Annotated in this window: 26 protein-coding genes; 16 read left to right on the plus strand and 10 right to left on the minus strand. The window is 51.4% G+C overall.

Annotation, left to right across the window (positions count from 1 at the left end):
* Window positions 1-19 precede the first annotated feature (19 nt).
* The 7 genes from KNP78_RS09260 (at window position 20) to KNP78_RS09290 (ending at window position 5,928) form a co-directional block, all read left to right on the plus strand.
* Window positions 20-490, plus strand: a complete 471-nt coding sequence (locus tag KNP78_RS09260; RefSeq protein WP_034781134.1) for a cytochrome c oxidase subunit II — start codon at window positions 20-22, stop codon at window positions 488-490.
* Window positions 491-2,176 carry a b(o/a)3-type cytochrome-c oxidase subunit 1 gene (locus KNP78_RS09265; RefSeq protein WP_034781132.1) on the plus strand — a complete coding sequence of 562 codons (1,686 nt, stop codon included), beginning with the start codon at window positions 491-493 and terminating at the stop codon, window positions 2,174-2,176.
* 55 nt (window positions 2,177-2,231) lie between these two features.
* Complete coding sequence (locus KNP78_RS09270; RefSeq protein WP_214823809.1) at window positions 2,232-2,837, plus strand: kinase; 606 nt, start codon at window positions 2,232-2,234, stop codon at window positions 2,835-2,837.
* A gap of 124 nt (window positions 2,838-2,961) precedes the next feature.
* Entirely contained in the window at window positions 2,962-3,354 is a 393-nt protein-coding gene (locus KNP78_RS09275; RefSeq protein WP_214708735.1) for a GntR family transcriptional regulator, read from the plus strand.
* Entirely contained in the window at window positions 3,332-4,012 is a 681-nt protein-coding gene (locus tag KNP78_RS09280) for an ABC transporter ATP-binding protein (RefSeq protein ID WP_214823810.1), read from the plus strand. The genes KNP78_RS09275 and KNP78_RS09280 overlap by 23 nt, the downstream gene beginning before the upstream one ends.
* Entirely contained in the window at window positions 4,009-4,815 is an 807-nt protein-coding gene (locus KNP78_RS09285; protein WP_214823811.1) for a hypothetical protein, read from the plus strand. The genes KNP78_RS09280 and KNP78_RS09285 overlap by 4 nt, the downstream gene beginning before the upstream one ends.
* A gap of 9 nt (window positions 4,816-4,824) precedes the next feature.
* Window positions 4,825-5,928, plus strand: coding sequence for a hypothetical protein (locus KNP78_RS09290; RefSeq protein ID WP_214823812.1), 1,104 nt, complete (start codon window positions 4,825-4,827; stop codon window positions 5,926-5,928).
* Between the two features lie 30 nt (window positions 5,929-5,958).
* Here the strand turns inward: KNP78_RS09290 and KNP78_RS09295 are convergent, their stop codons facing one another.
* The 3 genes from KNP78_RS09295 to KNP78_RS09305 are packed head-to-tail and all read right to left on the minus strand — an operon-like array spanning window position 5,959 to window position 8,240.
* Window positions 5,959-6,600 carry a hypothetical protein gene (locus KNP78_RS09295; protein WP_214823815.1) on the minus strand — a complete coding sequence of 214 codons (642 nt, stop codon included), beginning with the start codon at window positions 6,598-6,600 and terminating at the stop codon, window positions 5,959-5,961.
* A complete protein-coding gene (locus KNP78_RS09300) occupies window positions 6,597-7,763 on the minus strand; it encodes a DEAD/DEAH box helicase (protein ID WP_214823822.1) in 1,167 nt (388 codons plus the stop codon). Before KNP78_RS09300 ends, KNP78_RS09295 begins: the two co-directional genes overlap by 4 nt.
* Before the next feature lie 54 nt (window positions 7,764-7,817).
* Window positions 7,818-8,240 (minus strand): hypothetical protein, encoded by a 423-nt coding sequence (locus KNP78_RS09305; protein ID WP_034781118.1) that lies wholly within the window; start codon window positions 8,238-8,240, stop codon window positions 7,818-7,820.
* 360 nt (window positions 8,241-8,600) lie between these two features.
* Between KNP78_RS09305 and pflB the strand changes: the two genes are divergently transcribed.
* Together pflB and pflA are read left to right on the plus strand one after the other, a co-directional pair.
* Complete coding sequence (gene pflB, locus KNP78_RS09310) at window positions 8,601-10,847, plus strand: formate C-acetyltransferase (protein WP_214823830.1); 2,247 nt, start codon at window positions 8,601-8,603, stop codon at window positions 10,845-10,847.
* A gap of 59 nt (window positions 10,848-10,906) precedes the next feature.
* Complete coding sequence (gene pflA / locus KNP78_RS09315; protein WP_214823832.1) at window positions 10,907-11,623, plus strand: pyruvate formate-lyase-activating protein; 717 nt, start codon at window positions 10,907-10,909, stop codon at window positions 11,621-11,623.
* A 40-nt stretch (window positions 11,624-11,663) separates the two neighbouring features.
* Here the strand turns inward: pflA and KNP78_RS09320 are convergent, their stop codons facing one another.
* Both KNP78_RS09320 and rsgA read right to left on the minus strand, forming a co-directional pair.
* Complete coding sequence (locus tag KNP78_RS09320; RefSeq protein WP_214764211.1) at window positions 11,664-12,890, minus strand: NAD(P)-dependent malic enzyme; 1,227 nt, start codon at window positions 12,888-12,890, stop codon at window positions 11,664-11,666.
* Window positions 12,891-13,099: 209 nt separating this feature from the next.
* The gene (gene rsgA, locus KNP78_RS09325; RefSeq protein WP_214823834.1) at window positions 13,100-14,071 is read right to left on the minus strand and encodes a ribosome small subunit-dependent GTPase A; all 972 of its coding nucleotides are present in this window, start codon (window positions 14,069-14,071) and stop codon (window positions 13,100-13,102) included.
* A 244-nt stretch (window positions 14,072-14,315) separates the two neighbouring features.
* Here rsgA and KNP78_RS09330 point away from each other — a divergent pair, with 244 nt between their 5' ends.
* From KNP78_RS09330 to KNP78_RS09350, 5 genes are all read left to right on the plus strand, one after another.
* Complete coding sequence (locus tag KNP78_RS09330; protein ID WP_034781108.1) at window positions 14,316-14,699, plus strand: lmo0954 family membrane protein; 384 nt, start codon at window positions 14,316-14,318, stop codon at window positions 14,697-14,699.
* Window positions 14,700-14,721: 22 nt separating this feature from the next.
* A complete protein-coding gene (locus KNP78_RS09335) occupies window positions 14,722-15,393 on the plus strand; it encodes a PspA/IM30 family protein (protein ID WP_034781105.1) in 672 nt (223 codons plus the stop codon).
* 86 nt (window positions 15,394-15,479) lie between these two features.
* A complete protein-coding gene (gene liaF, locus KNP78_RS09340; protein WP_034781097.1) occupies window positions 15,480-16,172 on the plus strand; it encodes a cell wall-active antibiotics response protein LiaF in 693 nt (230 codons plus the stop codon).
* Window positions 16,169-17,197 (plus strand): sensor histidine kinase, encoded by a 1,029-nt coding sequence (locus KNP78_RS09345; protein ID WP_034781091.1) that lies wholly within the window; start codon window positions 16,169-16,171, stop codon window positions 17,195-17,197. Before liaF ends, KNP78_RS09345 begins: the two co-directional genes overlap by 4 nt.
* Window positions 17,194-17,829: a response regulator gene (locus KNP78_RS09350; RefSeq protein ID WP_034781089.1), complete on the plus strand. Its 636-nt coding sequence runs from the start codon at window positions 17,194-17,196 to the stop codon at window positions 17,827-17,829. The genes KNP78_RS09345 and KNP78_RS09350 overlap by 4 nt, the downstream gene beginning before the upstream one ends.
* 86 nt (window positions 17,830-17,915) lie before the next feature.
* Here the strand turns inward: KNP78_RS09350 and KNP78_RS09355 are convergent, their stop codons facing one another.
* The 5 genes from KNP78_RS09355 to KNP78_RS09375 all read right to left on the minus strand — a co-directional run bounded on the left by KNP78_RS09355 (window position 17,916) and on the right by KNP78_RS09375 (window position 21,467).
* The gene (locus KNP78_RS09355; protein WP_214823836.1) at window positions 17,916-19,808 is read right to left on the minus strand and encodes an ABC-F family ATP-binding cassette domain-containing protein; all 1,893 of its coding nucleotides are present in this window, start codon (window positions 19,806-19,808) and stop codon (window positions 17,916-17,918) included.
* Window positions 19,805-20,506: a lysophospholipid acyltransferase family protein gene (locus tag KNP78_RS09360; RefSeq protein WP_034781080.1), complete on the minus strand. Its 702-nt coding sequence runs from the start codon at window positions 20,504-20,506 to the stop codon at window positions 19,805-19,807. The genes KNP78_RS09355 and KNP78_RS09360 overlap by 4 nt, the downstream gene beginning before the upstream one ends.
* 94 nt (window positions 20,507-20,600) lie before the next feature.
* Complete coding sequence (locus KNP78_RS09365; protein ID WP_034781079.1) at window positions 20,601-20,861, minus strand: hypothetical protein; 261 nt, start codon at window positions 20,859-20,861, stop codon at window positions 20,601-20,603.
* 85 nt (window positions 20,862-20,946) lie between these two features.
* Window positions 20,947-21,189, minus strand: coding sequence for a hypothetical protein (locus KNP78_RS09370; protein WP_034781078.1), 243 nt, complete (start codon window positions 21,187-21,189; stop codon window positions 20,947-20,949).
* 128 nt (window positions 21,190-21,317) lie between these two features.
* Window positions 21,318-21,467, minus strand: coding sequence for a hypothetical protein (locus tag KNP78_RS09375; RefSeq protein ID WP_021067792.1), 150 nt, complete (start codon window positions 21,465-21,467; stop codon window positions 21,318-21,320).
* 288 nt (window positions 21,468-21,755) lie between these two features.
* Between KNP78_RS09375 and KNP78_RS09380 the strand changes: the two genes are divergently transcribed.
* Together KNP78_RS09380 and cshA are read left to right on the plus strand one after the other, a co-directional pair.
* A complete protein-coding gene (locus tag KNP78_RS09380) occupies window positions 21,756-22,607 on the plus strand; it encodes a CvfB family protein (RefSeq protein ID WP_034781077.1) in 852 nt (283 codons plus the stop codon).
* Between the two features lie 163 nt (window positions 22,608-22,770).
* Window positions 22,771-24,279, plus strand: a complete 1,509-nt coding sequence (cshA, locus tag KNP78_RS09385; RefSeq protein ID WP_214754233.1) for a degradosome RNA helicase CshA — start codon at window positions 22,771-22,773, stop codon at window positions 24,277-24,279.
* Window positions 24,280-24,355 lie beyond the last annotated feature (76 nt).

Consider the following 24,355-nt stretch of genomic DNA (forward strand, 5'->3'; position numbering starts at 1 on the left):
GCAAGAGGAGGGAAGCACGATGCATATTCATAAACTTGAGAAGTATTGGTTAGTATTCGGCATTATTCTATTAGGCGTCTTTTTGACAGTGCTCGGTATCTCTGCGTTTGCGGCAGGGAATCAGCCGGCTTCGGACGCCGATTTGATCGACCCGGCAAAAGTGCATCAAACTGCACCGTTCGACAAACCAGGGCTTCATAAAATCGGTGACAACGAGTATGAGCTCGTCATGGTCGCCCAAGCGTTCACATTCACACCGGGCAATGTGGAAATCCCAAAAGGGGCGAAAGTCACGTTTCTCGTCACGTCACCGGACGTCGTCCACGGGTTCCAATTGACAGGGACACCGGTCAATATGATGGTCGTGCCAGGCCACATCAACTCGCTCACGTATACGTTCGAAGAAGCAGGCGAATTCTTGATTCTATGTAACGAATACTGTGGGACCGGACATCACATGATGTCGACAAAAATTAAGGTGGTGGACTAAATGAATGACGTAGCCTCAAAATTAAAACAGTGGGAAATGGAACGCGGCGTACCGGTACCAAGTATCGGTGTTAAAGAAGCGCGCCTCGCCTATGCCCATGTCGTCATTTCGGTCCTCGCCGTCCTGATCGGCGGTTTGGCAGGACTCATGCAGACGCTCATCCGAACGGGCGTCATCCCGGAAGTATTTGGTTATTATCAACTCTTGACCGCACACGGTATCATGCTCGGTCTCGTCTTCACGACAATGTTCATCATCGGTCTTCTTTACGCGCTCCTCGCTAAGTCGTTCGGACGTTTTGAGTCGTTCCCGACCCGGGTCGCATGGCTCGGATTTTGGATGATCATCGCCGGTGCCGTGCTCGTCACGATCATGGTGCTCGCCAATAAAGCGACCGTGTTGTATACGTTTTACGCGCCGCTCATGGCCGACCCGATCTTCTATATCGGCCTCGTCTTGTTTGTCGTCGGCACATGGTTGTCTGCGTTCGCCATGTTCCGGATGTATGCGGACTACAAACGGGAGAACCCAGGTATTCACCCGCCGCTTCCGGCGTATATGAGTGTCATGACGATGCTATTGTGGGTCATCGCGACGCTCGGTGTGGCCGGAACGATTCTGTTCCAGCTGCTACCGCTCTCGCTCGGATGGAAAGACACGGTCGGGATTGAGTTATCACGGACGTTGTTCTGGTACTTCGGTCACCCCCTCGTCTATTTCTGGCTCATGCCGGCCTATATCGTCTGGTATACGGTCGTGCCGAAAGTCATCGGGGGGAAAATCTTCTCGGATGCGCTCGCCCGGATGGCGTTCCTATTGTTCCTCTTGTTCTCGTTCCCGGTCGGTTTCCACCACCAGTTGACAGAGCCGGGGATTGAGCCGTTCTGGAAGTTCGTTCAAGTCATCTTGACGTTCCTCGTCGTCATCCCGTCGTTTATGACGGCGTTCTCGCTGTTTGCGACGTTCGAGCTTCGCGGTCGCGCACTCGGTGCCCGTGGGCTATTCGGTTGGGTCAAGAAAATGCCATATGGGGATGTCCGTTTCCTCGCGCCGTTCGTGGGCATGTTGTTCTTCATTCCAGCCGGAGCCGGCGGGATCATCAACGCATCGCACCAATTGAACGCGATGGTCCACAACACACTTTGGGTCACAGGTCACTTCCATATCACAGTCGGGACGGCCGTCGCCTTGACGTTCTTCGGAACGGCATATTGGCTCGTACCGGTATTGCGCGGTCGTACACTCACGAAAAAGATGAACCGACTCGGATTGATTCAAACGGGAACGTGGGCGTTTGGGATGTCAATCATGTCTTACGCAATGCACATCTCAGGACTCCAAGGTAACCCGCGTCGGACCGGACCGGCAACGTACTTCTCGGATGCGCTTACGCGCGAATGGATTCCATACCACATCGCCATGGCGATTGGCGGGACGATCCTCTTGATCTCGGTCCTCATCTTCGTTTACTCAATGTTCAACTTGTCGTTCCTCGCGCCGAAAGGGGAGGAAGAATTCCCGCTCGCTGAGACGGAAGAGGCAGCGATGGAGACGCCTCGTTTCTTTGAAAACTGGAAACTATGGATCACCGTCACGTTCGTCTTGATCGCGTTCGCTTATACGGTCCCGATTTGGCACTTGATTGAGAGTGCGCCACCGGGAGCGAAAGGCTGGGTGCTCTGGTAAACTGAAGTCAGCCCTTTAGCGGGGCTGACTTTTTTTGTGGGAAGGGGATGAGGGGATGGACACTTTACGGGAAACCATTCGTCGAGAACACGCCAAGCATCCGCAAGGCCGGCCGTTCATCGTCGCCATCGATGGATTGAGCGGAGCTGGGAAGACGACGCTTGTTGATCAACTGCGCGGGACCTCACCGAAGGAAGTGATGCTACATATCGATGATTTTATCGTCGAGCGGCATCGGCGTTACGAGACGGGACAATCGGAAGCGATGGAATATTATGCGCTCCAATGGGACGTCGACTTACTTGTCCAGACGTTGTTCGAACCGTTGCGGCAAGGGGAGACAACGCTGACGTTACCGTACTATGCGCGCGACCGGGACGAAATCGTCATGCGAAAAATCGAGATTGCTCCGAACGCACTTGTCTTGATCGAAGGGATTTTTTTATTGCGGGACGAGTGGCGCCCTTATTTTGACTACGTCGTCTATCTCGACTGTCCGCGGGAGGTCCGGTATGAACGGGTCTTGAATCGTGATACGTATATCGGCGATTTGTCGGAGCGGATTGCCAAGTACGAGCGCCGGTACTGGCCCGGAGAAGTGCATTATTTGAAGACGGTTAATCCGAAAGCCAAGGCCAATCACATCGTTCAATCCAGTTGACGCATCCACTTATAGGAGGATGCGTTTTTGTTTTGGAAAAAACTGTTGACTCCGTTAGTGTACTATGGTGATAATACAGTCAGATAGTGTATTAGTCGAATCATACACTTAGAGAGGTGACCACATGATCATACAATTCAACACGAGAGCCCCGGTCTACATCCAAGTCGTCGACTACTTCAAAAAGAAAATGGCACTTGGCGAACTGAAAGCGGGCGAAGAGATGCCGTCGCGGCGTGAGCTAGCGAGCGAATTGAAAATTAACCCGAACACCGTCCAAAAGGCGTTCAAAGAAATGGAGGAACAACAATTGATTACGACCGAACGGAATCGCCCAAGTCGCGTGACGACGGATGAACATGTATTGAAACGGATCCGTACCGAACTCGTCGATGAGGCGGTCGCCGTCTTCGTCGAATCGATTCAAGAACTCGACGTCACGATGGATGAGCTCGTCGATAAAATCAAACGGCAATACGGGGAGGGGAATCTCGATGATCGAAGTATTGGGAGTTAAAAAACGTTACCGGAGAAAACAAGTTATCGAAGACGTGTCGTTCACGGCCCAAAAAGGAGAAATCACGTGCCTAATCGGCTTGAATGGGACCGGGAAGTCGACCATTCTCAAAGGGATCATGGGGCTGACGCCATTCGACCGGGGGACGGTGCTCGTCGACGGCAAACCGCTCGACTTGAATCGTGTCGCGTTCGTGCCGGATCACTCGACGTTCCCGCTCCATTTCACGATTGAACAGTGCGAGGCGTTCATGCGCGACTTTTATCCAAAGTTCGACCCGAAATTGTTTGCCCGTCTTGTCGATGAGTTCAAGCTGTTCCCAGAGGACAAGTTGAATGAACTCTCAAAAGGGACGCTCGCGAAAGTGAATTTGGTGCTCGGCATCGCCCAAGACCCGGACTATTTATTGCTCGACGAACCGTTCTCGGGCATCGACGTATTCTCGAAAGAACAAATCGTCGAGTTGTTCTCGAGTGACATCATGGAAGACCGCGGCGTCTTGATCACGACGCATGAGATTGAAGACATCGAATATTTGGTCGATAAGGCCGTCATGTTGAACAACGGTCGAATCGTCCGTGAGTTCGACGTTGAAGACGTCCGCTTCATTCACGGAAAGTCGATCGTCGATGTCATGAGAGAGGAGTTTGGGGCATGAACTTATTGAAACTAATCGGATGGGAAGTCGAACGGATGACGAAACCGTATCTCATCTTGATCACACTGCTCGTCGTCGTTCAGTTCGGTTGGCTCGGATTCTTTTTATGGAGCGAGACGAATATGTATGAAGAAATCCGTCGCACCGGGACACCGGATTATATCTTGACGTTCGCCAATTATCTCGGAGGCATGGCGTTTATTTTGTCGATCGGGGTAGCGGTGACGGCGATGATATTTTTCAGTTTTTGGATTTGGTATCGGGATTTCCAAGGTCGCGGCACGTTCATGATGCGCCTGCTGCTCATGCCGCAACAGCGGATGCTCGTCTTCGGTGCGAAGCTAGTGACGATGATGTTGATGATCCTTGGATTGTTCTCCGTCCAGTGGATTGCGCTCAAACTCCAGTACATAGCGTTTTCGAGTTGGTTTGACTCGCAAATAATTCCGATGCGTGGCTCATTCGAACAGACCATCGGCTACGATGGGGCGCTCTCAATCATGTATCCTGCTTCAATCGTCAACTTTATCATCCATCAATTGCTGATTGTGATCATCATTTTATTCGTCTTCACATTCGTGTTGATTGAACGAAGTCTATGGCAGCGGACAATGTGGTCGTCGATCATTGCGATGTTGATGCTTGGAACGTTGATTGTCGTTCCTGTGACGGCACTTTTCTTCCTGGAGAACCGCTTGTTTATGGATGAGATGACGCTTGTGATTGGTCTCGGTCTAATGGCATGGATGATGGCAGCGGTGTGGATTAGTCATCGTTACCTGATGAAGAAATTAAGTGTGTGAGGTGAGCGTATGAAACGAATGTGGAATGTGGTCGCACTCGGTGCGGTCGTCGTCATCGGTCTCGGGACGTTCGCTTTCGATATGCGGGACACGAAAGCGGAATGGGAGTTAGATGTCAAAACGAATCCTAGTGTGTGGAAGTCACAAACGGTTGGTCTATTTTACGGAACGGAAGAAGAAGGTACGACGGAACGATTCCAATTGACGACCGATCGTAGTCGTGTGACGAGCAATGTGAACTATATCGAAGAGGCGTTAAATTATCGGAGCGAGGTAGATCCGTCAGTTCGTGGTTTTTATCGAGAATTGTCTGGCTTAAGTTTTATGCAATCGATTCGAACAGCTGACGGCTATATTGGCGTCGGCCAGAACGGGAACAAAGAGATTGCGGTGTTCCGAATGAATGGACAAGAAGTCACCAAACAAGTCTTTGGGAATGAAGTTGATGGCGCTTCTGAATTGATGGACAGTCCTTGGGCCGGCCTCTTTGTTCATGAAGGAAACGTGCATGTCATTTACCGAGATGGTTATGGAGAGAATCCAGAGACGAAAATTGCTAGGTTCGATGAGGCTTCCAAACAAATCGTGATCGAGAGCGTGGCGTTACAAGATGAATCCATTTCGACCGTGACTGGAACGTCGTGGGCTTTCCGACCGTACATGGCGACGATTGACGCGGATAATCGGTTCATCCCGGTTGGCATGACCGAGCAAACATCCATCACGGAAAATGGAGAAACTTATTTAAGTGAGCAAGAAAAGATTGGGATTTATGCGTATGATGCGGAAACGAAACAAGTCGTTGAATTGATGGCAGACGGTGACATGTGGAACGCGACGGTGTACGAGGATCAATTGATTTCCTTACAAGAAGACGGGACCGAATTCGTCATCGATTTGAAGACTGGGAAGAAGTCGACACGTTCAGTCATCGATGGTTCGGTCGGCACGACCTCATACATCGGGGACCGACTGTACCATGCCCGCCCTACGAAAGATGGGGCCGTCATCGATGTCTATCAAGATGGAAAAGCCATCTCGAGCGCCACGGTGAAAGCGACGAACGACGAGGCGAAAGCATTGGTGAACAACACAGAATATTACGTGGAATAAAAAAATAAGCGAGAGGCGGCCGCCTCTCGCTTATTTTGATGGTTTCGGGATGATAATCCCTTCTTCTAAATCAAGCAACATGTCGATCAGTTCCGCACAGAACTCCGGGAACTGGTCGAGGAACGCACCTGGACCGACCTCGTCGGTGAAATCGATATACAGGTCCGACACGTTACCGGCCATCTTCGCCGGGAGGGCGAGGAACGCCGACCCGAACCGCCAGTTGCCGCGGATATCGAGCAGTTTGCCGAGCATCACATCGCCCGGTTCACGAGCTTCCGGAAGCATCACTTTGTAAATCTCTTTCGTCTCCCAATCGCGTAAACCGTCTTCGGTCACTTCGAAGACTGAACAGCGCGGGACCGCCAAGCCTCGGAGCGCGTGATACAGGGCGGGGGACATGTCGGCCTTATGGTCCGCCAAGTAGCGTCCGTGCGGTGTCATCCCATCCTCGTCCGTCTCGAAAAAGACGGCCCAATCGATGAACAAGTCACGAAATAGCTCCGCGTCTTTCAAGTGCCACGTGCCTTCTGAGGCGATTTCTTGTATATAGTTCGTCCATTGCGTGCTACGCGCGAGCGCGGCTTGCTCATATAACTTTTTCAGCTCGGCCAGCAATTCGGACTCTTCTACGAGCAAAGGGAATGGAATTACTTTCCGGTCTTTTTTCATCGGCGTGGTCCTCGTTTGTTCGCAGGGCGCTTGACGACCGGCGGTTTATCCTCAATCCGTTTCTCGATGACGTCTCCACGGTAAATCTCGAGTTCTTTCAATTCGACGCCGAGTTGACGAGCGAACGATTTCAAATGCGTCAAATCTTCATCCGTCACGAGCGAGAGGACAGTCCCAGCCGCATTGCCGCGTGCCGTTCGGCCCGAGCGGTGAATGAAGTCATCAATCGATTCTGGCAAGTCGAAATGGACGACGTGTGTCACTTCTTCGATATCAAGGCCACGGGCTGCGAGACCTGTCGTGATGAGGAGCGGATAGTCGCCTTTACGGAACTCACGAAGTGTTTCGACACGTTCGCGCTTCCCTTTCAAGCTGTCGAGCATGCGATAGTTCACTTTCATCTTGTCGAGCTCACCTTTCAACGGTGGCAAGAACGAACGGTTGTTGATGAAGGCGAGCGCTTTGACGTTGTCGACATGCGACAGGCGGCGGAGCAACTCTGGTTTATACCGGCGCGTCGTCAACATGTAGCCGTAGGTGACTTGTGCGCTCACGGCCCGCTCGATTTTCACATGTGCCGGCTCCTTTAAGAACGGGGCAGCCCACGCTTGAAGCGTGTCTGTGAGTGTCGCCGAGACGAGGGCGATTTGATGTTCATGCGCCGTATGTTTGATGATCCGTTCGGCAGATTCTGTCAAACCGCTATCGATGATTTGATCGGCTTCGTCGAGGACGATCGTATGCGTCTCGTGAAGTTTCAACTTTTTCTTCTCAATGAGTTCGACGAGTCGGCCCGGTGTCCCGACGATCAAATGTGGTTTTTTCTTCAACCGGTCGATTTGACGTTTCAACTCGACACCACCGATGAACGAAGCGATGCGGACGTCACCTTTCTCGGTGAAGCGTTGCGCGACCGTTTGAATCTGCATGACGAGTTCACGCGTCGGCGCGACGATGACGACTTGGATGCGGTCGTTCGACGCGTCGATTTTTTCGATGGCGGGTAATAAGTAAGCAAGCGTCTTCCCGGTACCTGTCGGCGCTTCAATCGTGACGTCTTTTCCGTCAAGAAGAAGCGGGAAGGCTTCGGCTTGGACCGGCATTGGTTCAGTAAAGCCAAGGCGATCCCAGGCTTCGTTAATAAATGGTTTTGTAAAGTTCATATCAATTCTCCTTATCGTGGGGCAAAAACAAAGGAAGCATAAGCGCTCCCTGTCTTAGATATAGCGAACATGTTCAGTATCTTGGTCGAATGAAGAACGGAGTGTCTGTGTGAACGTCTGTCCGTCCTCGATGAGTTTGATGTGCACATCGATTTGGTCAGCCGACGCCTCGACGCCTTCGACGGTGAAGCCTTGATACACACGGTACTGCAATTCTTTCGTCAACCGTTCGTATGAAGCGAGCTCTGGATACGTCGCTGCCACGTCAATCGGGCGCGAGATGAGAGCAACGAGCAAGTTATCGCGGTAGTCGATGAAATCCTCGTTTTCGATGTCGTCGTCAAACCGAATCCAAAAACCTGCATCTTCAAACTCAGTGATAAATCCGTCACGTTGTTCACCGTTTTCCTCTACTTTAAGAGAGATGCGGTCACCGGTCTTTAAATCGTGAGCGGCTGTCAATAATTCGTACGTCATGGGAAGAACCCCTTCCTCTTCTACAATGTTCTGCCTTCATTGTGTCCGATATAAGGCAAAAATTCAAGTTCTATCCCCGAGGTGTGAGGTACATCACTACGAAAACTGTATAAATCGTCACATCCCATCTGAAATGATACAGAAATGAGTTGAATCCTGCCGTAACAAGACTTATCTGTTTCAGAAGGAAGGGTTTTTGCATTATAACAGTATTTAAAGCGCTTACAAAAACGGCTTTATGCCAACGTTCATGAGATTGTTACAACTTTCACAAGAATGTAAAACAAAATGTTCACGTTTTCACGTACACTCAACTTATAGAAAGCACGCAGTTATCTCAACTATGAGGAGTGACCCACAATGGCAACCGAAATTAAATCAGCCTGGTCAGGATTTGTACCTGGGCAGTGGACGAACGAAGTGAACGTCGGTGAGTTTATCCGTTTGAACCGACACGAATACACAGGGGACGATCATTTCCTCGTCGGACCGACCGATGCGACGAACCGTCTTTGGGCACAAGTGATGGAATTGACGAAAGAAGAGCGGGAACGCGGTGGTGTTTGGGCGGTCGATCAAAACAACCCATCGACAATCGTCTCGCACGGACCGGGATACTTAAACAAAGAGCTCGAGAAAGTGGTCGGTGTTCAAACGGACGAGCCGTTCAAACGTTCGATCCATCCAAACGGCGGGGTCCGGATGGTCGACGCTGCCCTTGAGTCATACGGTTTCGAGCCGAACCCTGAAATCACAAAGATTTATTCGGAAATTCGCAAAACGCATAACCAAGGTGTCTTCGATGCGTATACACCTGAGATGCGGGCGGCGCGGAAGTCAGGGATCATCACAGGTCTTCCTGACGCTTACGGCCGAGGACGGATCATCGGCGACTACCGTCGTGTTGCCTTGTACGGGTTAGATTTCGTGATTGCAGAACGTAAAAAAGACTTGGCGAACCGTGGCGGTTTCTTATCAGAGTCAGATATTCGGACACGGGAAGAAATGTCTGAGCAGCTCCGGGCCCTCCAAGAGTTGAAACAACTCGGTGCGGCGTACGGGTTTGACCTCGGCCGTCCGGCGGAAAATACACAAGAGGCGTACCAATGGGTATACCTTGCATATCTCGCAGCCGTCAAAGAACAGAACGGCGCCGCGATGTCACTTGGACGTGTCTCGACATTCCTCGATGTTTACGCAGAACGTGATATCGAAGCAGGTCGTTTGACCGAGTCAGACGTTCAAGAAATCGTCGACCACTTCATCATGAAGCTCCGGATTGTCAAATTCTTGCGCACGCCTGACTACAACGAATTGTTCTCGGGTGACCCAACGTGGGTGACCGAGTCAATCGGTGGGATGAGTGAGGATGGTCGCTCGAACGTGACGAAGAGCTCATTCCGCTTCTTGCATTCACTCTCAAACCTCGGGCCAGCACCAGAACCGAACTTGACGGTGCTTTGGTCGACGAAATTGCCAGAAGGATTTAAACAATATTGCGCGAAGATGTCGATTGAGACGTCTGCGATCCAATATGAGAACGACGACCTCATGCTTCCAGAGTTTGGCGACGACTACGGCATCGCCTGCTGTGTGTCACCGATGAAGATCGGGAAACAGATGCAGTTCTTCGGTGCCCGCGCCAACATGGCAAAAGCACTCCTTTACAGCATGAACGGAGGCCGCGATGAGAAGAGCGGCGACCAAATCGCGCCGGTTTGGGAGATGAACACCGAAGACGTGCTCACGTACGACAAAGTGTATGCCGACTTCGATCGGACGCTCGATTGGCTCGCCGAGCTCTACGTCAACACGCTCAACGTCATCCACTTCATGCACGATAAATATGCGTACGAACGGATCGAGATGGCACTTCATGACCCAGAAATCCTACGGACGATGGCATGCGGAATCGCCGGTCTCTCGGTCACAGCAGATAGTCTGTCAGCCATCAAATATGCGACCGTGAAACCGGTCCGCAACGAGCAAGGCATTGCTGTCGACTTCGAGACAGAAGGCGACTTCCCTAAATTCGGAAACAACGATGACCGTGTCGATTCAATCGCCGTCGAACTCGTTGAGTCGTTCATGGAAAAAGTGCGTAAGCATAAAACATACCGCGACGCGCTCCATACGCAATCGGTCTTGACGATCACATCAAACGTCGTCTACGGCAAGAAAACTGGGAACACACCGGACGGACGCCGTGCCGGCGAACCGTTCGCCCCAGGTGCGAACCCGATGCATGGCCGCGATACGAAAGGTGCTGCCGCATCGCTCTCATCAGTCGCGAAACTTCCGTTCGAGCATGCGCAAGACGGGATCTCATACACGTTCTCGATCGTACCGAAAGCACTAGGCAAAGAAGAAGTAGCTCGTGAACTCAACTTAGCGGCACTTCTTGACGGCTATATGGGCGGCGAGCATAAAGGACATCACTTGAACGTCAACGTCTTCAACCGTGAAACGTTGCTCGATGCGATGGAGCATCCGGAAGAATATCCACAGCTCACCATCCGCGTCTCTGGCTATGCGGTCAACTTCATCAAGTTGACGCGCGAACAACAAATCGACGTCATCAACCGGACGTTCCACGGTTCATTGTAAGTAATCAAGGCTTGGCGGCCTTCTTCTGAAGGCCGCTCATTCGTTAGGAGGTCATTTCGATGACAATGGGATATGTACACTCGGTCGAATCGTTTGGAACCGTTGACGGCCCGGGAATTCGTTTTATCGTCTTTTTACAAGGTTGTGCGCTTCGTTGCTTGTATTGCCACAACGCTGACACGTGGGATTTCAAAAAGAATAACCATCGTTCGGCCGAGGACGTCATTCAAGAAGCGCTCAGCTATCGTCCGTTCATGGAAGCATCAAAAGGCGGTATCACGATTTCAGGGGGCGACCCGCTCGCGCAGCCAGAGTTCTTAGAAGCGCTCTTGCGTGAAGCGAAGAAACACGGGCTCCACACGACACTCGACACGTCGGGCGCACTTCGTCCCCCTAACTTGGATGCCATCTTAGATCATACGGATCTCGTCTTACTCGATATCAAACATATCGACGATGACATGTGTAAGAAACTGACGGGACGGAGCAACGTCAACACGCTCACGCTTGCTGAACATTTATCCGAGCGCGGAACGAAAATGTGGATTCGCCACGTCCTCGTCCCAGAATGGACACTTGATGAAGGAGCGCTCCGCCGCACGGCCGCGTTCATTCAAAAGCTCGACCACGTCGAGAAAGTCGAAATTTTGCCGTACCATGAGATGGGTGTCTATAAATGGGAGGCACTCGGTCTCGACTATCCGCTCAAAGGGATTAAACCCCCGACGACGGAAGAAGTAGAATGGGCGGAAGGGATCTTACAAGGAACCGTTTAAAAAACTGCGCAGACCGTCACGGTCTGCGCAGTTTTTTGGATTACAAATGTTTTTGACTGACGTGCTGACGGATGGCTGCCTCATCGAGTGGGCGCTTGGCGACGCCGGTCTCGACGGCGGCTTTGGCGACCGCGACTGCGACGGCGGGTGCGATTCGCTCATCGAACGGGCTCGGGATGACGACCCCGTTTATGAGATCTTCCTCGGTCAACAAGTCGGCAATCGCGTGGACGGCCGCTTCTTTCATCTCTTCGTTGATCTCGGTGGCGCGAACGTCAAGCGCCCCGCGGAAAATACCAGGGAAGGCGAGGACGTTGTTCACTTGGTTGGCGAAGTCGGAACGACCGGTCGCGACGACACGCGCCCCGGCTTTTGTCGCGAGGTCCGGCATAATCTCCGGAATCGGGTTCGCGAGTGCGAAGATGACCGGATCGACAGCCATCGAACGAACCATCTCTTCGGTGACGGCACCGGCCGCCGAGACGCCGATGAAGACGTCGGCACCTTGAAGCACATCGGCGAGCGTCCCTTCATGTTGCTTCCGGTTCGTTGCTTTGGCGATTTGCTCTTTGAACGGGTTCATCCCTTCGACGCGTCCTTCGTAAATCGCACCTTTCGTGTCACAGATGACGAGGTCTTCGACGCCGAAACGCTTCAACAGTTTCGCGATGGCGATGCCGGCAGCCCCGGCACCGTTCATGACGACCCGAAGTTCAGGCATCGTCTTGTCGACGAGTCGTAGTGCGTTGACGAGACCTGCTAGGACAACGATGGCCGTCCCGTGTTGGTCGTCATGGAAGACGGGAATCGGGAGCGTCTGTTTCAGGCGCGCCTCGATCTCGAAACATTCGGGCGCCTTGATGTCTTCTAAGTTAACGGCACCGAATGTCGGCGCAAGCAATTCGACCGTCCGGACGATCTCGTCGACGTTATGCGTGTCGAGACAGATGGGGAACGCATCGACCCCGGCAAAGCTTTTGAACAAGACGGCTTTCCCTTCCATGACCGGGAGCGCGGCCTCTGGACCGATATTGCCGAGGCCGAGGACGGCACTTCCGTCCGAGACGACGGCGACCGTGTTGGCACGGAGTGTATAGTCGTAAGACAGTTCTTTATCTTCAGCGATGCGACGGCATGGTTCGGCGACACCTGGTGAATAAGCGAGACTGAGCGCTTCTTTCGTGTCGACGTCGACTTTCGGTGTCGTTTCCAATTTTCCGTGATGCATGGCGTGCATCTCAAGTGCGCGTTCGTTCAATGTTTTCATAGGTCTCTCCCTGTATGCTAGCGATTTTTATCTGTGACAATACGAATCCATTGTAGCGGAGAAACCGCTTTCTTTCGAGGGTTTTGCCTGCATTTATGCGAACTATTTCTGAACGATTGTTCACAAATGTCGGATTGGTGATAAGACTTGGTGCTAGGGCAGGAAGGTCGAAAAAGGAGCCACAGTTTTTCTGTGACTCCTCTCTTAGATTAAGCTTTCGTTTTTCGTTTCTTCTTCTCAGCGAGACGTGCCGCCTCCGCTTGGCGTTTTTCCGCGTAGCGGAGCTCGCGCTCGAGCTTGACGAAGCTCTGATAGCGTTTCGCATCGAGCGTTCCGGATGTGATGGCGGCTCGGACGGCGCAGCCTGGCTCGTTGCCGTGCGCACAGTCCCGGAACCGACACGTCTCGGCGAGCGCCTCGATATCCCGAAACGTCTCGTCGAGGTGGTCGGCCCCGTCCCAAAGACCGAATTCACGCATACCGGGCGTATCGATGACGAACAAATCGTCAATCCGGAACAGTTCGCGATGCGTCGTCGTGTGCTTGCCGCGCTCATCGCTCTCGCGGACGGCCTGTGTCTCGGCGACGGTCTCACCGGCGAGCGCGTTCGTCAGCGTCGATTTCCCGACACCGGACGAGCCGACGAGGACGATGGTGCTTCCGCTCGGCAGTGCGGCTCGCAACGCCTCGACGCCGTCGCCTGTGAGTGAACTGACAGGGAAGACATCGACCCCCGGAACCGTCAAAGCGAGCTCATCGACGAGCGCCTCGGGGTTGTCGACTTGGTCCGATTTCGTCAAGATGATGAGCGGTGTGGCGCCGGTTTCCCAAGCGGCGAGCGAGTAACGTTCGAGCCGACGCAGATTGAAATCGTGTCCGCACGCCATCGTGATCAAGATAAAGTCGACGTTCGCGCAGATCAGCTGTTCGCGCGTCTCGTTGCCGGCCGCTGCCCGTGACAGGACAGTGCGCCGCTCAAGGAGACGCCGAATCACGCCTTGACCATGCTCACGAACGGTGAACTCGACGAAGTCACCGATGACCGGATAGTCGCGCTCGCTTTCGGCCTCATGTCGGAATTTCCCGGTGACACTGCACGTATAGTTCGCACTTTCAGTCGTGATGGTATACATATGTTGGAACTGTGCCGTGACACGTCCCGTTGTCGTTGTTTGATTCAAATAGAATCCTCCTTTTAGTTGTGGAGGACAGTCGCCCTCCTGTTGGCTGACAAAGTGTGTACTGCGAATTGTACGGTGCTCATAAAACATCATCCTTTCGTTGTTCGATGCCTCTAGTATAGCATACGATTTGAGAACGCTATCATCTCAGTCTACAGACCGAGGGAAAACAAGCCTTCCGCTCGTCGCACTATTGAAAATAACGTATTATGATAAGAGTGTACTTAACGAGGAGGGATAATCGATGAATCGCCAGGTGAAGCAAGTATTGTTCATTGTGGCCGCGATCTCTTTAGTTCTCGTTCTAATCGGCTTTTTACCGAACATGATCATGTTCGGTTTGGGGGCGCTCTTAGCACTGTGGGCTGGAGTCAGATTTATGGCCGTGACACATGTCGGCGCAAAAATCGGTTACGGCGCGCTTGCCGTGATCGGGATCATCACAATTTTATCGAATATTTGGGCGTTGATCGGGATTGTGGTGGCATGGGTATTGTTTAAAGGGTATATGATGTATGCCAACCAAAAACAAGACGTCGAGATTTTCAATGCGGACGGGTCGCGTGCGAGCCGCAGCAGTTTTCAATCGTTCGATCAAGTGTGGCAGAAGTTTGTAAACCGTCGCTAAGATTCAAAAGGAGGACATCAAGATGAAAACACCATTTGACCAGTTTCGTGATTTAGCTAACGAGTTGACGAAAGAACTATCGAAAGAGATGAAGAAGTTTCAAGATAAAGAGGGGCCACGTTCGGCTCCACGCTCAAGTGGGGAAGCCGAATTGAACCGCCACATCCGCGGTGCTGAAAAAGAGGCGCTGTCAGTCGAACGTCTCGTTGAGCGTCAAAAGTCATTGCTCGAGGAACTTGCTACAAAACGCGATGACGCCAAGCAGATGGCCGATAAGCGTTACGAGCAGACGGAACTCGCCAAACAAGCAGGCGAAGACAAGCTCGCCGAACGGGCAGCTCTCGAGTCGAAGCATTACGGTGAGCAGTATCGTTATTTTGAAGGTCTCCTCGATGAAGGAGCACGTGAACTCGATACCCTCGAGCGCCGAGCTCTCGAGATGCGACTGAAACTCGATGAGATGCAAAACAAACGGTATGAGTTCGCAATGCGTGAGAACCTGGATTTATTGAAAGGTGCGCTCGATCAAATCTTCGGGGCAGAGACGTCGAAGACACATCCATTCACGGAAGAAGAGAAAAAAGCAGAAGAGAAGAAACAAGAACCGGCCGCTGAAGAGAAGATCGATCCAGCGGACGAAGATGATTTCGAAGCAAAACTAAAAGAACTTGAGCGTCGTTTCAAACAAGACTGACGCAACGGTTCAGCGATGGTCCGGCGAATGGTTGGGCCATCGCTTCTTTGCTTCATGTTACATACTGTTAGAGAGGGGGAAGCAATGTGGAACGTTGGAACACACGCCAAATCATCGGCTTTATGATCATTCTATTCGCCATTGGACTATTTATCGATATCGCGACGGGTGGTAACAGCGTCCTCTTCAGCATGGTCGTCCCGCTATTGTTGCTGTATATCGGGCGTCGTTTTAGCCGCAAAGGCAATCAGCCGGTCAGCTATATCTTTTACGGGATTGGCGGTATCATGCTCGTCGGGCTCATCTTCTCGTCGGCGGCGTTCGGCTTCGTATTGTCAGGTTTATTGCTCATGTTCGGCTATCGACTGTACAAGAATCGTCCGCTCGAATCGAGTCGGTTCAAGTCACATATCCGGCAAGAACAGGCCTTTTCGTTTGGGACGAAAGAGAGCGGTCACTACGTGCTTCAAGACACGAATGAATTCTTCTTATTGCGTGACGTCGAACTCGACTTGTCGCGCGCCATCATTCCGGAGGGAGAAACGTTCTTACTATTGAACGGACTCGCCGGGGACGTCCGAATTCTCATTCCGGCCGGCTACGATTACTCGATTGATGCATCAATCGGATTCGGCAAGATTCAAGTCGATGAGTCGAACTATTCACCGGTGTTCAACCGTCGCTTTTACACGGCTTCGGACGATTATCAAGCAGCAACGCGGAAAGTCCGCATCCATATCGTGCTCATGAGCGGAAGTGTCGAGGTGATGACCGTATGAAGAAGGATTCGTATCCAAGGACGGTCGTCTGGCATCAGTTATTTAGCAGCCTACTGACGGCACTGTTCGTCACGATCGCATTTTTAATAGGTGACTCGACTTCACTCCGAGATTTGTTCACACGTGAAGAAGGGTTGCCTTTCGGTGTGTCTATCCTCGTCATCGCCGTCTTGATCGGTAGTATCTTCGGGGTCGGTTCGTATTTTTATTTGCGACGCGACTTCCGGGAAGTGGCGATCGCCTTGTGGAAGCTTGAGAATCAAAAAGAGATTACATTCCGTCCATTGTCGCCTTATCGAGATACACTCGAACGGATCGCCCGGATTTCTAAGCAACGCACGGAAATGATTGAGATGGCCAAACGGGTCGGGGACCGACCTGTCAGTGTCGAGGAAGCGCGCAGCGAAGCAGTCGTCGAAGAACGGCGCCGTGTCGCCCGTGAACTCCATGACTCGGTCAGTCAGCAACTGTACGCCATCTCGATGATGACGACGGCAGCTAAACAGACGATCACTTCAAAACCAGACGTGGCGGCCAAACAAATCGAGCAGGTCGAAGTGATGGCACAAACTGCTCAGGCGGAAATGCGCTCGCTTCTGTTGCAACTCCGTCCGGTCGAGCTCGAAGGAATGACGCTCAAGACGGGAATCGAGCGCCTGTTAGAAGAACTGTCACGCAAACAATCGACCGAGCTCGTATGGCGCCTCGAAGAAGTCGAATTGTCGCGACATACTGAGAATGAACTGTTCCGCATCGTCCAAGAAGCGATCAGCAACACGCTTCGCCATGCGAAAGCGAAACGACTTGAAATCGAAATGCGGACCGTGCAACAGACGGTCATCTTAAAAATAAACGACGACGGGATCGGCTTTAATGTCGATGATACACAAGTCGCCTCATATGGCTTACAATCGATAAGAGAGAGGACGGCTGAGGTCGGCGGGACGTTACGACTCGTCAGTGTGCCAGGCGTCGGTACTCAGATTGAAGTGCGTGTGAAACAACAAGTGGAGGGGTTAGAATGATTCGAGTCGTATTGATTGATGACCATGAGATGGTGCGGGCCGGCGTCTCGGCGTTTCTGTCGACGCAGCCTGACATCGAAGTCGTCGGAGAAGCATCGGACGGCGCGACAGGGGCCGAGCTTGCCATCGCCGAGAAGCCCGATGTCGTCTTGATGGATTTAGTGATGGAGCCTGTCGATGGGGTCGAGTCGACGAAGCGGATCAAGGCGAGTTGGAAAGAGGCCAAGATTTTGGTCGTGACGAGTTTCTTGGATGACGAGAAAGTGTATCCGGTCATCGAGGCCGGGGCTATGAGTTACGTCTTGAAAACGGCGAACGCCAACGAGATCGCCGACGCGATTCGTCAAACGGCAGCCGGCAATCCGGTCATGGCCGCCCAAGTGACGGGCAAGATGCTCGAACGGCTCCGACATCCGGAAAAGACGTTGCACGAGAGTCTGACGGCAAGGGAACGTGAGATTTTGCAATTGATGGCGGAAGGGAAATCGAACCAAGTCATCGCCGATGAACTATACATCTCGTTGAAGACGGTGAAGACACACGTCTCCAACATTTTGACGAAGCTTGACGTCTACGACCGGACGCAAGCCGTCGTTTATGCGTTTCAACATAATATCGTCAGTAAAGGATGAACAGGGTGCTTCCAAGCGCTGCACTCGAATTGTCCATACATGGCTATACGACAAACAAGGATCACGCCGACGCGTGATCCTTGTTTTTAGTTCTTCTGTGCTTGAATTTGTTCATCAATCTCCGATAAATATTCCCATCGCTCCATCTTCGCATCGAGCGCTTCTTTCAACGCGGCAATGTCGGCGTACAGTTCATTCACTTTGCCGAGGTCGCTACCCGCTGCGGCGAGCCGTGCCTCGGCTGCTTCGATCTCAGATTCGAGAGAGGCGATATCATCCTCGATCGTCTCCCATTCTTTCTGCTCTTTAAAAGTGAATTTGACGACATCGACTTTGACACGCTCTTTCTTCTCTTTCGATTCTTTTTTCACTTGTTGCTTCGTCTGTTCTTGGAGTGTGGCCAAATAGTCACTGTACTCCGCATGATAAACGTTGATCGTCCCGTCTTCGAACGCAATCAGCTGTTCGGCGATCCGATCTAAGAAATAACGGTCATGACTGACGGCGATGACCGTGCCTGGGAACGACTCCAGATAGTCCTCGAGGACGGACAGTGTCTCCGTGTCGAGATCGTTCGTCGGTTCATCTAAAAATAGCACGTTCGGCTCGTCCATTAAAATCCGAAGCAAGACGAGGCGGCGTTTCTCTCCACCGGATAGTTTGGCAATCGGTTTGTATTGAGCGTCCGGGGTGAACAGGAACCGTTCGAGCATCTGACTGGCCGTGATCGTCTCGCCGTCCGGCGTATAAATGACTTGAGCGATGCGTTCAATCTCATCGATAACGCGTCGCGTTGTGTCTTCGAATTCGACTTGTTGCCCATAATATCCGAGATGGACGGTTTCCCCGTGGACGACCGTCCCGTTCGTCGGTTCGAGGCGGTGGGCAAGCAAGTTCATGAGTGTCGTTTTCCCACTCCCGTTCGGTCCGACGATGCCATACCGTTCCCGGCGTCCGAACAACCACGTGAAATCTTCAATGAGCAAGTGATCGTCATAACCGAAGGACAAGTTCTCCACCTCGATTACTTTTTTCCCGAGGCGGCGCGAACCGACGGATACTTCGAGCGCCTCATCCTTGGCAAGCGTCTCTTGATGCTTCAAGTCCTCGACGCGCTGGATGCGTGCCTTCTGTTTCGTCGTCCGTGCCTTGGCACCACGACGCAGCCAAGCGAGCTCACGACGCAAAATGTTTTGCCGCTTTTGCTCCATTGAATGCGACCGAGCTTTTCGTTCGGCACGCTTCTCAAGGAAGAGCTCATAGTTGCCGTCATAGAAGTAACTCGTGCCATCGGCGATTTCAAGGATATGATTCGTGACTCGGTTCAAGAAATAACGGTCATGGGTGATGAGCAGGATGGCCCCCCGGTAATCAGCGAGAATCGTCTCAAGCCAAGCAATCGTATCGGCGTCGAGTTCGTTCGTCGGCTCATCGAGTAATAGTAAGTCAGCTTCGTCGAGTAGGGCTGCGGCCAAAGCGACCCGTTTCTGTTGTCCACCGGAAAGCGAGCTGATCTCTGCCGTCACGTCCGGAAGACCGAGCCGATTTAAAATCGATTTCAACTTCGCTTCAGTCTCCCATGCGTCGGCTGCATCGACTGCTTGCTGGGCTTTCATGAAGCGTTCCAACCATTGTTCGCTCGTCGGGTTCGCCTCGAGTGCTTGGCGCGCGAGCTCATACTGTTTCAACGCCTGGACGGACGGGATCTCACTCGTGAACAACGCGTCTAAAATCGTTTGCCCGGGGGCGAAGTCGACCGTTTGGGTCAAATAACGAATCCGGTAATCGTTCGGGTGTTGCATCGAACCCCGGTCTGCGGTCTCGACGCCGGCGATGATTTTTAAGAACGTCGACTTTCCGGAGCCGTTGACCCCGATGACCCCGATGCGATTGCCTGGGTGAATCGTCATCGTGACGTCGTCGAACAAGACTTTATCTGCAAATTCTTTATGAATGCCTTCGATGGCTAATAAACTCATGATTCTTCTCCTTCAACGACGCGGCGAATCATCGTCTCTGCCAGCGCCGCAATTTCTTTATTCGGGACGTCTGCCGGATCGATGACCGGTAAAAACGTGACGTCGACCGTACCCGGTGTGATTCGGTTTGTCGTCTCGAGCAAATGGTGGCTTCCTTTAATGGCGACAGGGACGATTTTGGCACCGCTTGATGTGGCGAGCGTCAGGCTACCAGCTTTGAACTCTTTGATTGGTCCGCCTTTTGAGCGGGTGCCTTCCGGGAAGACGATAATCGACTGTCCTGATTGGATCGTCTCGACGCCGGAACGGATTGCTTTAATGGACTGGCGCCGGTCGCTGCGGTCAATGAAGATACAACCCATCAGTTCCATCCAACGCGGAATGATTGGGAACTTTTGCACTTCGATTTTTGAGATAAACGCTTTTGGATGTTTCGTCGCTGTGATCATAATCGGGACATCAAAGTTCCCTTGGTGGTTCGCGACGTAGACGACCGGTTCATTCGGGATGTTCTCTTGGCCGTGAACACGGACGCGAGCGCCGGCGATTCGTAATAGAAAGCTTGCCCATTTATAAGCGACGGTTTGGACGTATCCATAACGTTCCGGGGGCGTCAGTCGCTTCGCTTTCGGATAGAACGGAAGTGTCAGCGGTAAGACGGCGAAAAAGGCGATAAACCAGATGGCGGTGCGGATCATACATATTTCTCCTCTCGATCGTTCAGTAATGAGTCTGGACACGAAGAAAGAGTCTTCCTCTCTTGACGAGAATCCGACTCTTCGGCATGAATCTTTATTCCCAGAAGCGAGAATCGCTTTCCTCTTCTTCTTCCTCGAGTTCGAACGTGATTCGTTTATTCACCGGGTCCACAGCAAAGTAAGCCCCATCTTGTTCGATGCTCTTGAACTGCATGACTTGGTCACTGCCGATTTCAAGCGTGAGTCGAATGCGATTGTCATCGTCGACGAGCAAGATGCCGTCTTCTTTCAGCCATAGCTCCATGACAGGTGAATAACGCAATAGCCATTCGTTCGATAAAGGGATTTCGTTCATACGTGTTTGTGCCTCCTACGGGTTGAGTCCGTTTTGCTCTTCTTGTCTAGAATAGAATAACAAAAGTGGAGGGGGAAGACGAGCGTTATGTAGAACGTTTACGCGTAGTTGAATGCATGCGCGCCACGATGCGCTTGATCTTTTTTTGATTCCGGCGCTCGATGAGCAAGACGTTCGTTTGTGCGACCAACTGTTTAAATGAAGATAAGCCCATGGCGAGCAATACGGCGAACAGGAATGTACCGATCGGGTCTTTGAAAAAACCGGTTTGGAGCGAGACGGACAAACCGACGACCGAAAGAATCGTGGTGAGAAAATAAAATAGCATGAGTGACTCTCCCTTCCCAGATGATTCAATAATAAAAGCCGAACGTTATGTTCGTTCGACAGATGCATAAAAAATCCCTTTTTTTGTCGGAACAAAACAAAAAAACGCCTTCTGTCAGGAGAGGGCGTTTACTCTTGGACCATCGTGACGGATGAAGATACGTTCGTATCGACTCCGTTTGAAAAAATGAAGCTAAGTGAAGCGAGTAGCGCGAAGAAAGCAATCAATAAGCCTTTCATGAAGCGCTTCGCGAATGATCGAGATTGTACATCAAACATTTTATATCCCCCGTTCGGCCATGGCTGAAACCTAATTCGTTAAACAACACTTCCTTAATAATAACGTTTTCAAAATGTGGATACTAGATGGAAAATGCGCGTTCACAAAATTGTCACAAAATTTGAAATATAGAAGCTAGTATACGGACCCATTTAGCAAAACGGAGGGGCAATCTTGTTCACATTTTAGACACAATTGAACGGAGTAAGGAAATCGAACGTGATATGATTAGGAACGTGTGTAGGTAGGTATACTGACAGTAATAGATGAAAAAGGATGTGGATTGTATGGCATTACGTGCAGGAGAAGTAGTAGACTTGGTCGCGGAACGTTCAGCTGATTTTGGTGTGTTTATCGGAAACGGTCGCGAAGAGGTACTCCTTCATCGAAAAGAACAAACTGAAGAAGTCACAGTCGGACAGACGGTGCGGGTCTTCCTTTATCACGACTCAGAAGGACGTCTCGCTTCGACGATGACGATTCCGAGCGTCACGTTCGATGACTATGAGTGGTATGAAGTGACTGGAGTCCGGTATAACACCGGTGTGTTCGTCAATATCGGGATTCAAAAGGATGTACTCGTCTCATTAGATGATCTTCCTGAGAACCGGTCGTATTGGCCAAAAGAAGGGGACAAGCTTTGCATTCGTCTCAAGTACGATCAAAAGAGCCGTCTTCTCGGGGAACCGGCCCACTATGCGTACTTGAACTTGTTGGCGCGTCCCGCTAAAGAAGAATGGGGCAATCAAGATGTCCATGCGGTCGTCGTCAATCGACGCGAAGTCGGTGTGAACGTCTGGGTCGAAAATGAATCACTCGGTTTCTTACATGAAGCAGAGATGACACGTTGGCCACGTCTCGGTGAGCAATTGACCGTACGTGTGACGCAAGTGAAACAAGACGGGACGGTACTCGTCTCGATGAAACCGCGGGCATATGAAGCCATCGACCCGGACGCGGAAAGTATCCGTGCTTATATTGAAGAACGCGGCGGCCAAATGCCTTATGGCGACAAGACGGCGCCGGACGTGATCGATCGTGAGTTCGGGATGAGTAAAGCGGCGTTCAAACGCGCACTCGGGAAACTGCTGAAAGAAAAGCAAGTTGAAAAACTCGACAACGGCTATAAATTGAAATAAGATAACTCATGTCCAGGTGGCTATGAAAAGTTTTAGAATGTATTTCTTTCATTTTAGAAACAAATACGTTATAGTTAGTAAAGTTGACTACGAGGAAACATTGGAAAAACGTCTGTAGAACAAAACCTCAGACGTTTTTTGTATGAAAAAAGGAGAATATAATTTGACAAAATTCCAAGATTTACAGTTAAGTGAAGCATTAGTAAAAGGTGTACTCAAAATGGGCTTCGAAGAAGCTACACCGATCCAAGCTGAGACAATTCCTGTCGCACTCACAGGAGTGGACGTATTAGGTCAAGCGCAAACAGGTACAGGGAAAACAGCAGCTTTCGGTATTCCGACAATTGAGCGAATCGACACAAAGGCACGTCAAGTCCAAGCACTTGTTCTTGCACCGACACGTGAACTTGCGATTCAAGTTGCAGAAGAATTGAACAAAATCGGTGAAGCGAAGCGCGTTTACGCACTTCCAGTATACGGTGGCCAACAAATCGACCGCCAAATCCGTGGTTTGAAAAAGAACCCACAAATCGTCGTTGCCACACCGGGCCGCCTCATGGACCACATGAAGCGCAAGACGATCAAACTCGACGAGATCCAAACTGTGATCTTGGACGAGGCAGATGAAATGCTCAACATGGGCTTCGTTGAAGACATCGAGATGATTTTGAAAGGCCTTCCGGCTGAACGTCAAACGCTTCTCTTCTCTGCAACAATGCCACCACAAATCAAGAAGATTGCTGAGCGCTTCATGAAGTCGCCGACGATCATCAAAGTAAAAGCGAAGGAAATGACAGTTGAGAACATCAACCAACAATTCCTCGAATTGCGCGAAGGTCAAAAATTCGATACGCTTTGCCGCTTGATCGACATCGACTCGCCAGAACTCAGCATCATCTTCGCTCGTACGAAGAAACGTGTTGACGAAGTGACAGAAGCACTCATCAAACGTGGTTACACGGCTGATGGTCTTCACGGTGACTTAACGCAATCAAAACGTGACCAAGTCATCCGTCGTTTCAAAAACGGCACAATTGACATCTTGGTCGCGACAGACGTTGCAGCCCGTGGTCTTGATATCACAGGTGTCACACACGTTTACAACTTTGACGTCCCACAAGACCCGGAAAGCTACGTGCACCGTATCGGACGTACAGGCCGCGCTGGTAAAACAGGTACAGCCCTTACGTTCATCACGCCACGTGAATTCGGTCAAGTCAAAGCAATCGAACGCGTAACGAACAAGAAAATGAACCGTCGTCACGTACCGACAATCTCAGAAGTGCTCGAGGGCAACCAAAAGCAATCGGCTGAAGAATTGATCGAACGTGTTCAAGCGGGCGACTTCAAAGCTTACACGCAACTTGCGACTGAGCTTCTTGAAGAATACGAAGCAGTCGAGCTTCTTGCAGCGGCACTTCGTGGATTGACGAAAGAGCCAGATTCAACTCCGGTTGAAATCTCGTATGCAGAACCAGTACGCGTCAAACGTCAAGGTGGACGTAACGACCGTGGTGGATACCGTGGAAATCGCAGCGGCGGCGGAGAACGTCGTGGTGGCGGTGACCGTGGTGGACGCAGCGGTGGCGGCGGTGGATACCGTGGCAAACGTAGCGGTGGAGACGACCGTCGTCGTTCAGACGACCGTGGCCCACGCCGTCCGCGTGACTAATCAATAACTAAAACCGCATCTCCTTAAGTGGATTTGCGGTTTTTTTTATGGTGTCATGCTACACTAAATGAGTAGA

This window comes from Exiguobacterium sp. s28 (assembly GCF_018618135.1).
Lineage (GTDB): Bacteria > Bacillota > Bacilli > Exiguobacteriales > Exiguobacteriaceae > Exiguobacterium > Exiguobacterium mexicanum_A.

What these genes read in the sequence shown, in the direction of transcription:
- KNP78_RS09260 (WP_034781134.1), top strand. Translation starts at nt 20, where the DNA reads ATGCATATTCATAAACTTGAGAAGTATTGGTTAGTATTCGGCATTATT.
- KNP78_RS09265 (WP_034781132.1), top strand. Translation starts at nt 491, where the DNA reads ATGAATGACGTAGCCTCAAAATTAAAACAGTGGGAAATGGAACGCGGC.
- KNP78_RS09270 (WP_214823809.1), top strand. Translation starts at nt 2,232, where the DNA reads ATGGACACTTTACGGGAAACCATTCGTCGAGAACACGCCAAGCATCCG.
- KNP78_RS09275 (WP_214708735.1), top strand. Translation starts at nt 2,962, where the DNA reads ATGATCATACAATTCAACACGAGAGCCCCGGTCTACATCCAAGTCGTC.
- KNP78_RS09280 (WP_214823810.1), top strand. Translation starts at nt 3,332, where the DNA reads ATGATCGAAGTATTGGGAGTTAAAAAACGTTACCGGAGAAAACAAGTT.
- KNP78_RS09285 (WP_214823811.1), top strand. Translation starts at nt 4,009, where the DNA reads ATGAACTTATTGAAACTAATCGGATGGGAAGTCGAACGGATGACGAAA.
- KNP78_RS09290 (WP_214823812.1), top strand. Translation starts at nt 4,825, where the DNA reads ATGAAACGAATGTGGAATGTGGTCGCACTCGGTGCGGTCGTCGTCATC.
- KNP78_RS09295 (WP_214823815.1), bottom strand. Translation starts at nt 6,600, where the DNA reads ATGAAAAAAGACCGGAAAGTAATTCCATTCCCTTTGCTCGTAGAAGAG.
- KNP78_RS09300 (WP_214823822.1), bottom strand. Translation starts at nt 7,763, where the DNA reads ATGAACTTTACAAAACCATTTATTAACGAAGCCTGGGATCGCCTTGGC.
- KNP78_RS09305 (WP_034781118.1), bottom strand. Translation starts at nt 8,240, where the DNA reads ATGACGTACGAATTATTGACAGCCGCTCACGATTTAAAGACCGGTGAC.
- pflB (WP_214823830.1), top strand. Translation starts at nt 8,601, where the DNA reads ATGGCAACCGAAATTAAATCAGCCTGGTCAGGATTTGTACCTGGGCAG.
- pflA (WP_214823832.1), top strand. Translation starts at nt 10,907, where the DNA reads ATGACAATGGGATATGTACACTCGGTCGAATCGTTTGGAACCGTTGAC.
- KNP78_RS09320 (WP_214764211.1), bottom strand. Translation starts at nt 12,890, where the DNA reads ATGAAAACATTGAACGAACGCGCACTTGAGATGCACGCCATGCATCAC.
- KNP78_RS09330 (WP_034781108.1), top strand. Translation starts at nt 14,316, where the DNA reads ATGAATCGCCAGGTGAAGCAAGTATTGTTCATTGTGGCCGCGATCTCT.
- KNP78_RS09335 (WP_034781105.1), top strand. Translation starts at nt 14,722, where the DNA reads ATGAAAACACCATTTGACCAGTTTCGTGATTTAGCTAACGAGTTGACG.
- KNP78_RS09345 (WP_034781091.1), top strand. Translation starts at nt 16,169, where the DNA reads ATGAAGAAGGATTCGTATCCAAGGACGGTCGTCTGGCATCAGTTATTT.
- KNP78_RS09350 (WP_034781089.1), top strand. Translation starts at nt 17,194, where the DNA reads ATGATTCGAGTCGTATTGATTGATGACCATGAGATGGTGCGGGCCGGC.
- KNP78_RS09355 (WP_214823836.1), bottom strand. Translation starts at nt 19,808, where the DNA reads ATGAGTTTATTAGCCATCGAAGGCATTCATAAAGAATTTGCAGATAAA.
- KNP78_RS09360 (WP_034781080.1), bottom strand. Translation starts at nt 20,506, where the DNA reads ATGATCCGCACCGCCATCTGGTTTATCGCCTTTTTCGCCGTCTTACCG.
- KNP78_RS09365 (WP_034781079.1), bottom strand. Translation starts at nt 20,861, where the DNA reads ATGAACGAAATCCCTTTATCGAACGAATGGCTATTGCGTTATTCACCT.
- KNP78_RS09370 (WP_034781078.1), bottom strand. Translation starts at nt 21,189, where the DNA reads ATGCTATTTTATTTTCTCACCACGATTCTTTCGGTCGTCGGTTTGTCC.
- KNP78_RS09375 (WP_021067792.1), bottom strand. Translation starts at nt 21,467, where the DNA reads ATGTTTGATGTACAATCTCGATCATTCGCGAAGCGCTTCATGAAAGGC.
- KNP78_RS09380 (WP_034781077.1), top strand. Translation starts at nt 21,756, where the DNA reads ATGGCATTACGTGCAGGAGAAGTAGTAGACTTGGTCGCGGAACGTTCA.